Consider the following 9,074-nt stretch of genomic DNA (forward strand, 5'->3'; position numbering starts at 1 on the left):
TATGAAAAATCTGGAGATCGGGGTGGCCGGGATGACCTGTGCCTCCTGCAGTAGTCGGGTAGAGCGCACCCTGAATCGCTTGCCGGGGGTGCAGGCCACCGTGAATTTGAGTACTGAGCGGGCAACAGTGGCATTCGATCCGACCCAAACTAGCCTGGAAACGCTGAGGGCTGCGATTGCTGATATAGGCTATCAACCTGTCGTGGCCCAATCTGAGCTGGAGGTTGGTGGGATGACTTGTGCTTCCTGCAGCAGTCGCGTTGAGCGCGCTCTGGGCAAGGTGCCCGGCGTCCTGTCGGCCAGTGTCAATCTGGCCACGGAACGAGCCATGGTCGAATATTTTCCGGATAGTACCAATCAGGATCAATTGATTGCCGCCATTGTTAATGCCGGTTATGAAGCGCGGGCGGTCCGTGCTGATGCCCGGGGTGAAGATCGTAAAATCTCCCAATTGCGGCTGATGCGAAAAGATTTGCTGACGGCAGTTGTTCTGGCTGTACCCATTTTGTGCTTGTCCATGGGCCCCCTGCTTTTTCCGGCATGGGGACGATGGCTGCAAGAAGATGCGCCCTTTGTGCATTTTTGGGACTGGGTTCAGGCCGTGCTGGCAACGCTGGTACTGGCCGGTCCGGGGCGGCGTTTTTTTCGTCCGGGTCTGATTGCCTACCGCCATTTGTCTCCCGACATGAATTCTCTGGTGGCTACCGGTACGGGAGCCGCCTGGCTATTCAGCATGATCGTGCTGATTTTTCCGGAGCTTTTCAGCCAGGTCGGAGGGCATGTGTATTTTGATTCGGCGGCAGTAGTTATCGCCGCCATTCTGCTTGGCAAGTATCTGGAAGAGCTGGCCAAAGGCCGGGCCTCGCAGGCGATTCGGCATCTGGTTGATCTTCAGGCCAAGGATGCAACACTGCTCAAGGATGGGCAGGAACAGCGGGTGCCACTCAACCGCATCCGCACCGGAGATCATCTCCTGGTCAGGCCGGGAGAACGCCTACCCGTGGATGGCATCGTTCGGGAAGGAGAATCTTATATAGATGCAGCCATGCTGACCGGTGAAGCACTGCCTGAGCATAAAAAAGTAGGTGACGCCGTCGTCGGCGCGACGATCAATGGTAACGGCAGGCTGATTATCGAAGCGACTGCGGTGGGGCAAAATACAGTCATTGCCCATATTATTCAGATGGTCGAGCAGGCTCAGGCCGGAAAGCTGCCGATCCAGGGCCTTGCTGACCGGGTGGTTCGCGTATTTACGCCTTTGGTCATTGGCATTGCGCTGCTGAGTTTTATGGTGTGGTTGTGGTTGGGACCAAGTCCGGCTATTACTGTGGCGCTGTTGTCCGCTGTGGCAGTACTGGTGGTCGCCTGTCCCTGTGCCATGGGGCTTGCCACCCCGGCGGCGGTCATGGTCGGCACCGGACGGGCTGCAGAGCTGGGTGTGTTTTTTCGCAAAGGACTGGCACTGGAAACGCTGGCGCAGGTGAAAACGGTCTGTCTGGACAAAACCGGCACTTTGACGCGGGGTACGCCAGCCGTGTGTGAAATTGTCGCAGACGATGTCCGCCAGGTTCTGACCTTGGCTGCGTCGCTGGAAGCGGCTTCTGAGCATCCTTTGGCGCGGGCCATTGTTCAGGCTGCGCGTGAACGGGAAATTTCCCTGTCTTCGGTGACGGATTTTCAGGCTGTTCCCGGCCGGGGTGTTGAGGGCGTCGTAGCCGGACAGAAAATTCTGGTCGGTACGGCGGTCTGGTTGCAGGAAAACGGGGTAGAGCAGGGCGCTAACCGTTGGACGGAGCCGCAGGTGGCCCAAAGCTGGGTGTATATTGCAGGGAATGGACATTTGCTGGGGAAAATCGCCATTCAGGACAGCGTACGACCCGAATCCTTAGCGGTCGTTCGGCAACTGCAGTCCATGGGTATGCGGGTAGCCATGATTACGGGTGACAGTCAGAGCGCAGCACAGCATCTTGCTGAACATCTTGGAATAGAAGAGGTTTATGCAGGGGTGTTGCCTCAGGATAAGGCAAATATCGTCAAGCAGTTACAAAGCCAGGGCGGCAAAGTCGCCTTTGTGGGCGATGGCATCAATGATGCTCCGGCTTTGGCTCAGGCCGATGTGGGTCTGGCCCTGGCTTCGGGCACTGACATTGCCATGGCGACGGCTGATCTGACCTTAACCCATGGGGATCTCAGTGCATTGGTGACGGCTGTGCAGGCAGCGCGAAAAACCATGGCGACCATTCGCGGTAATTTATTCTGGGCGTTTTTCTACAATATCCTGCTGATTCCGGTGGCTGCGGGTGTGCTGATTCCCTGGGGATTTCAGCTGAATCCCATGCTGGCGGGACTGGCCATGGGAATGTCGTCAGTATTTGTGCTCAGTAACAGTTTACGTTTGAAGTGGCTGCGTCCCTGGGTGCCTGATTCAGCGTGATAGATGTGGCTGTTGCCGCTGAAGCTTTGCCGCTCCGTTGTCCCTTGCCTGTTGTTCTAAGGTTCATCCTGCTGTCAGGAGAGAACTCGCCTTTTGGGCTCAGACAGCTCTCCTGACGGGCGCAGGATTTCACCAAGAACAACAATGGCTCAGGCCAAAAGTCACGGCAAAGCTTCAGCGGCAACAGCCACCCTATTAAAACGGCGACCTAAAAGTATTTAAAGAGGTTCAGCACTGTAACGCACCATCAGCGTGTGCTTTTCACCCGGCTGCAGTTGCAGCACATTTTCGGCGGCGTTGGCGGATTCCACGCAGAGCATCTGCCGCCAGCCATCCGGCGTGTAATCTCCCATGGCAGCGGCTTTCTCGGCCCAGGGCGTCCAGACTACTGTGGAATCGGCATGCTCCTTATGAATACGAATTCGGCGGTACATGCGCGGGTCATGGATAATGCAATCACTTTGGGTGTTGAGATAAACCCGGTCGGTCTCGGCGTTGAAGGTAATGTCACCTTCCTGCTGCTTCCGGGCGAAATCTGCGGTTTTGTCGAGATACGTACAACCATCCAGACCTTCCAGGCGCACCGAATGAATATCGCCCACGTGGAAATACGTATGGAAGGCTTCACCCAGAGTGATTGTTTCGTTTCCGGCGTTATGGGTAGTCAGAGACATTTCCAGAGTGTCGGAAACGACAATTTCAAGGCTGACCGGAGTCTCATAAGGCCACTGCGCCCGGGTTTCTTCCGTGGGTTCCAGGGTCAGGGTAATCCGGGTACTGTCCTTGCTACTTGATGAATCGCTGACGGTCCACAAGTGGGTGCGCGCAAAGCCATGAGCTGGAAACTGGCTATTGTCGGGGTGCGGACCGAACCAGGGCCAACATACCGGCACGCCGCCGCGAATGGATTTGCCGACGGCGAAGCGCGATTTTTCCGAAAGCCAGATGAGGGGATCGTACTGGGAGCGTGGTTGAAACGCCGTCAGATGAGCCCCCTGCAGGAAAACACTGGCACTGGCACTGCTGTTGCGAATGTCCGCAAAAATCTGCCCCCCCGGACCAAAGCGAAAAAACACATGTTCGGGAATGGCGTAGCGATTCAGTGCATCAAGGGATTGCATGGTTATTCCAGGAAGTGAGGAAGTCTGGCACATTCTGCTGCTGAAGGTTGCCGGTGGTCAATTGACGGATCGCGATAATGCAGCCAAAGCCGTCGGGCAAGCGTATGCTCTGTTATTCCTGAAATTCGCTGACAAGGTGACTGAGTGGCGCAAAACCCCTGGCAACGTCCGGTCAATAAAAACCTCTGGGTCTTGTGGAAACTCAAGCCCTTTTTGCGTTCCCGGCTGGGGCTGCTGCTGGCTTATCTGCTGGCCATGCTCTGCAGTGCTGGCGCTTCATTGGTTTTGCCCCAGGGAGCCCGGTTTATTCTCGACAAGGGGTTCCATAGTTACAAGGCATTACTTTGGATCAGCGTTGCGCTGTTCATATTGGGTATGTTTACGGTCGCCATGCGCGGGCTGAGGGATGGTCTGGCAACCTGGTTGGGGCAGGGGGTCGTCGCCGATTTGCGCAGCGCCGTGTTCAGTCATGCGCTGCATCTTCCCGCCATATTTTATGAGACATTCCGGACCGGTGAGGTCATTTCGCGCCTGAGCAGTGATGTCACCATTTTACGCTTTGGTTTGACGGGCGTACTCGGGCGCAGTCTGCAAAGCGGAATCACCCTGGTCGGCGCGCTGGTGTTGATGCTGGTGACCATGCCCCAGTTACTGATTCCGGGAATGTTGGTATTGCCGTTGCTGGTATTTATCAATATCCGCTCAGGACGTCTGCAGCGCGGATACAGCCGCAAGGAACAGGATTATCTCGCCGATCTGAGTGCGCATACCGAAGAGTCCATCAATGGCATTCGTGTAATCCAGGCGCTTACCCTCGAACCGCAGACTGAAACCCGGTATCGCCAGGATATTCATCTGTTGCTGGGACAAGTCTGGTCGCGGGTTAAAGTCCAGTCCTGGTCCACCTTTCTGACGGGAAGCCTGGTTTTTCTGGCACTCAGCGCCATGCTCTATCTGGGCGGTCTGGCGGTTCTCGAAAAGCAGGTAGGCATGGGCGTACTGGCGGCATTTCTGCTTTATGCCCTGATGGCTGCAACATCTTTAGCCTCGTTGGGGGAGTTATGGGGCAGCATGTCGCGCCTGGCGGGGGCCACCGAACGCTTGCTGGCGCTGCTGGATGAACGGCCAGAACACAGTGTCCCGGCTTTGTCAGGCGAAGTCGGCAAGGTTCCAGAACCCTCTGAATTTTCCATCAGAAATCCGGCACGATTGACCCTGGAGCACGTAGCCTTTCGGTATCCTTCGCGGCCGGATGTGCCTGCTATTGAAAATATTTCCCTGGATATTGAACCAGGAGAAACAGTGGCTTTTGTAGGCGCTTCCGGAGCCGGTAAAAGTACCGTATTTTCCCTGCTCATGCGCCATTATCAACCCAGCGAAGGGCAAATTTTACTGGATGGAACGGCCATTGATGCCATGCCCTTGCGTAGCTTGCGCCAGCAACTGGCTGTAGTTCCTCAACATCCTGTCATTTTTTCCATGAGTATTGCGGATAACATTTTGATGGCGCGTCCTGATGCTGATGAGGCCGCTTTGCTGGCTGCCGTTCAGGCTGCTCGGGTGGATGAATTTTCTGACCGGCTGGAAGACAAGCTGAAAACTCATGTTGGAGAAAAAGGTGTCACCTTATCCGGAGGACAACGCCAACGTATTGCCATTGCCCGAGCCATTCTGAGAAACCCTCGTGTATTGATTCTGGATGAGGCCACCAGCGCCCTGGATGCGGAAAATGAGCGGCTCATTCAGGAGGCACTGGCTAATTTGACCGCACAGCGGACCACCCTGGTGGCAGCGCATCGTTTGGCCACTATTGTTCATGCCGCGCGCATTGCCGTGCTCGATCAGGGCCGACTCATTGCTATTGGCAGTCATGAAGCGCTGCTGAAAAGTTGTCCCACTTACCGACAATTTGCTGAATTGCAGCGCCTGCACGAACAATCTCCGAAATTATCCACCCTGGAAAAAATACGCGCCTGAAGAAAAACAGAACTATAGTCAAAGCTGGCGGTCTGAACTTGGGTAATTATTTTTGCAAACCGAATGTGGCATGTGGCCGATAAAAGGGTGGGAGGCCCTCTATGAGTACAGATTTTGACCAAAGTACCGCCTGGATCAGGCGCGCGCAAGGCGACATGAAGGCTTTTGTTGAAGGATTGGCGGCAAGGCTGGAGGGAGATATGCCCGGCCTGGTTGAAGTGGAAAGAAAAAAAGACGGTTTTTTTGCCAAGACCAGCCATGTCCATGCCATTACTGTTCACACCGACAATAACGATTATTTACTGACTCATGAGGGTGCGCATATCAGCACTATACGCGCCAAAACCGTGCGTGGCGTGGTGCTTAAACACGAGGATTTACCACTCGCCGCCTGGCTGGAAAGCCTGGTGAAAGACCTCGGTGATTTGTCTGGGCAAATGCAGGGAGCCAGCAATACATTGCACGATTTTCTCATGGGATAATGGCAAGGAGATACTATGTCCATTTGGGACAAGATTAAACACGGAATTGAGGAAGTCGCCCAGGATGCCCAGCGTGCGGCCGAAAATCTGGGTCATAACGTGAGCCAGGGCGTCCGCTCACAAACCCCTGAAGAAATGCAGCGTTATTCTGAATGGGAACAGGCCTTGCAGCAACGCCGCCTGCCCAATTTCGTCCAAAATCGCATGTTCGCGACCAGTCAGGGTCATCTTCCCTGGATCAGTACGGCCACTGCCGCAGAACTTCTTTTGCAGCGCAGTCACGGGGTTCAGCCCATCGGTATGGTAACCGGAAACTGTTGGTATCACTTTGGTTATTCCTGGACCCAGGGACACTATGATGGCTGGCACACGGCGGTAGAGCGTATGCGCCTGGAAGCCATCGCTCTGGGAGCGAATGCGATTGTCGATGTGCGCATGAAAGTGCGGCATGGAGAAGGCGAGGATATGGATTATGGGGTGACTGGCACCGCTATCCGGCTAACCGGAATTCCCCCCGCCACCGCGCCCGTTATCGCTACTGTGTCCGCCCTGGAATTTGTCCGTTTACTGGAAGATGGCGTGGTTCCTGTAGGTATTGCCATTGGCGCCAATTTTGACTGGTACATGCCCTGGATGGGTACTGTCGCTGATCAGGCTTCACAGCAGGCACCTTTTGCGGCGCGTTACTGGAACATGGAAATTACCGACCTTTCTACTTTTCAGGAAAATGTCCGGCGCCGGGCGCTGTATGATTTGCGCGAAGATGGCCGCAAGATGGCCGCCGGAGTTCTTGGACACACCAGTTATACCCAAATGTTTCGGGTGCCTGCCGATCAGGACAACCCCGAACGTTTTCTTTGTCGCCACATCAGTATTGGTACCGCCATCAGTTATCTACCAAAAAACCCACCGCAACATGAACTGCTTGTCATGATATCACTGGCTGATCACCCACTGACCAGTGCTACTGACTCCAAAAAGGATTTGATATGACCGATAGTACAGAACATCTCGCTCCCCATGCTGTAGAACGTCTGAAAGGACTGCGTTCGCAGGGCAGTCACGAAGGTATATTTACTTCAGATTTGTCCGTCAATGAATTTGTAATGGTCCGCAAGGCCAATTTTGAGCCCCTGGGTCTGGTGGTCGGATCGTGTATTTATCACATGGGTATCCAGTATGGAAACTGGAATCAAAACATGGAAATGGATGTGCTTTCCCAGGCCATGTATCAGGCCCGTGAACTGGCCATCAGTCGCATGGAGCAAGAATCTATTTTACTGCAGGCCGACGGTATTGTGGGCGTGCGTCTGGAAGTGAAACGTATGGAATGGGATCAGGACATTCTCGAATTCATGGCGATTGGTACGGCCATCGCCCACCGCAGTGGCGCGTCAGGCTTTAAGGGGGTGGGCGGCAAACCCTTTACCAGTGATCTGAGTGGTCAGGACTTCTGGATGTTGTTGCAGGCGGGTTACCGCCCCATGGAAATGGTCATGGGTTCCTGTGTGTATCATGTGGCGCATCAAGGGCTGCTGAAATCTATGGGAAATGTGGGCCGTAATACGGAAATGGAACAATTTACCCAGGCCATGTATGACGCCCGGGAACTCGCCATGGAACGTATGCAACATGAGGCGCAGGAAGCCCAGGCGGACGGCATTACCGGCGTTCAACTGCATGAAGGCAGCCACAACTGGAAACCCCATATCATCGAATTTTTTGCCGTCGGTACCGCCGTGAAAGCCATGGAAAATGCCGATGCTCTGGTTGATGGCCTGAGCCCGCAACTGGTTATTCCGGTCAACGATTAAAGCGCGAGTCATTCGCAAGGAGAATATTCAATGTCATTATTTAAGCATGCCTCAGAAATATTGCAGGGTAAGGTCAATCATTTTCTGAATAATGCGGAAGATCCTGCTGAAACCCTGGATTTATCGTATGAAAAAATGATCACCAACCTGCAGGAAACCAAACGCCATCTGGCCGATGTGGTTACCGAAAAAGTGTCGCTGGAAAGTCAGATGGCACAAGCTCAAAAAGCCGCTGACAAGGCCGACGCCGATGCCAAGATGGCTTTGGGTGCCAATCGTGAAGATCTGGCCCGTGCCGAGTTGGCCGAAAAGCAGTCCGAATTGCAAAAACTGGCCAGCCTCAAGGAAGCGCATGATGCCGTAGCGGCTCAGTCCCAGAAACTGCAGGATTATGAACAAAAACTGCAGGATCATATTGAACAGTTCCGCACCCAGAAAGAAGTGACCAAAAGTGAAATGATGGCCGCTAAGGCTGAGGTCCAGGCTGGAGAATCATTAAGTGGTATCGGCAAGGGTATGGATGACGCCGGTGAGGCCATGCGTCGCGCCCAGGACCGCACCGCACAAATGGAATCCAAGGCGACTGCCATGGATGGCCTGATTGAGTCGGGTGCCCTCAGTGACCCCCTCGATACCCGCAGTCAAACCGATAAGGAACTGGATAAAGTGCGCGCCAGTAGTGGCGTCGATGATGATCTCGCCCGTCTGAAGGCGGAAATGGCCAAAGAAAAGGCCGGAGGGGCATCCGGAGATAGTTCGGGAAATCCCTGAGCATTTGTGGATGTTGCTGGCGCAGCATATTGACCTCGGTCAGCGCAGTCGCTATATTACGCCCTCGTTGCGCTCGTAGCTCAGCTGGATAGAGCAACTGGCTACGAACCAGTAGGTCGGCGGTTCGACTCCGTCCGAGCGCACCAATAAAATCAGGCACTTAGCGTAATTTGCTAGGTGCCTTTATTTTTTTGGCTAACGCGAGGCTAACTTCAGAACGACCCCAGCCAAAGACCCCCCTGCATGCGGAAATCAGGGGGTTACAACAGTATCTGATTAACTGCGACTTACGAGAATCAATGGAACGGGAATCCCTGCGCGATGCCGTGCGCAAAGTGGTTCGGGAGGAATTGCACATACGGACTAATGCCGACCAACGTCCAACGCCGCCTAATAGACAGGAACCAAAGCATAGCCCTTTTCTTGATAGGCGATGGTAGAGATAAAGCCACTTTCCACCGGCGTCACACTCGGA

At 54.3% G+C, this 9,074-nt stretch carries 7 protein-coding genes and 1 tRNA gene; 7 read left to right on the forward strand and 1 reads right to left on the reverse strand.

The window, feature by feature from the left end; genetic code table 11:
• The first annotated feature begins 1 nt into the window (after position 1).
• Complete coding sequence (locus HAP95_RS01020; RefSeq protein ID WP_215882597.1) at positions 2 to 2,434, forward strand: heavy metal translocating P-type ATPase; 2,433 nt, start codon at positions 2 to 4, stop codon at positions 2,432 to 2,434.
• Positions 2,435 to 2,652: 218 nt separating this feature from the next.
• On the opposite strand, the gene HAP95_RS01025 is transcribed toward HAP95_RS01020, so the two are convergent.
• Positions 2,653 to 3,555 carry a D-hexose-6-phosphate mutarotase gene (locus HAP95_RS01025; RefSeq protein WP_215882598.1) on the reverse strand — a complete coding sequence of 301 codons (903 nt, stop codon included), beginning with the start codon at positions 3,553 to 3,555 and terminating at the stop codon, positions 2,653 to 2,655.
• Between the two features lie 144 nt (positions 3,556 to 3,699).
• On the opposite strand from HAP95_RS01025, the gene HAP95_RS01030 reads away from it, so the two are divergent.
• From HAP95_RS01030 to HAP95_RS01055, 6 genes are all read left to right on the forward strand, one after another.
• A complete protein-coding gene (locus HAP95_RS01030; protein ID WP_215882599.1) occupies positions 3,700 to 5,532 on the forward strand; it encodes an ABC transporter ATP-binding protein in 1,833 nt (610 codons plus the stop codon).
• A gap of 101 nt (positions 5,533 to 5,633) precedes the next feature.
• Entirely contained in the window at positions 5,634 to 6,014 is a 381-nt protein-coding gene (locus HAP95_RS01035; protein ID WP_215882600.1) for a hypothetical protein, read from the forward strand.
• A gap of 15 nt (positions 6,015 to 6,029) precedes the next feature.
• Entirely contained in the window at positions 6,030 to 7,007 is a 978-nt protein-coding gene (locus HAP95_RS01040) for a heavy metal-binding domain-containing protein (RefSeq protein WP_215882601.1), read from the forward strand.
• Positions 7,004 to 7,828 (forward strand): heavy metal-binding domain-containing protein, encoded by an 825-nt coding sequence (locus tag HAP95_RS01045; protein ID WP_010637973.1) that lies wholly within the window; start codon positions 7,004 to 7,006, stop codon positions 7,826 to 7,828. Before HAP95_RS01040 ends, HAP95_RS01045 begins: the two co-directional genes overlap by 4 nt.
• 30 nt (positions 7,829 to 7,858) lie before the next feature.
• Complete coding sequence (locus HAP95_RS01050; protein WP_215858470.1) at positions 7,859 to 8,599, forward strand: PspA/IM30 family protein; 741 nt, start codon at positions 7,859 to 7,861, stop codon at positions 8,597 to 8,599.
• A 69-nt stretch (positions 8,600 to 8,668) separates the two neighbouring features.
• A tRNA-Arg gene (locus tag HAP95_RS01055) sits at positions 8,669 to 8,745 on the forward strand.
• The last annotated feature ends 329 nt before the right edge of the window (positions 8,746 to 9,074 follow it).

This window comes from Acidithiobacillus sulfurivorans (assembly GCF_018853815.1).
GTDB classification, from domain to species: domain Bacteria; phylum Pseudomonadota; class Gammaproteobacteria; order Acidithiobacillales; family Acidithiobacillaceae; genus Acidithiobacillus; species Acidithiobacillus sulfurivorans.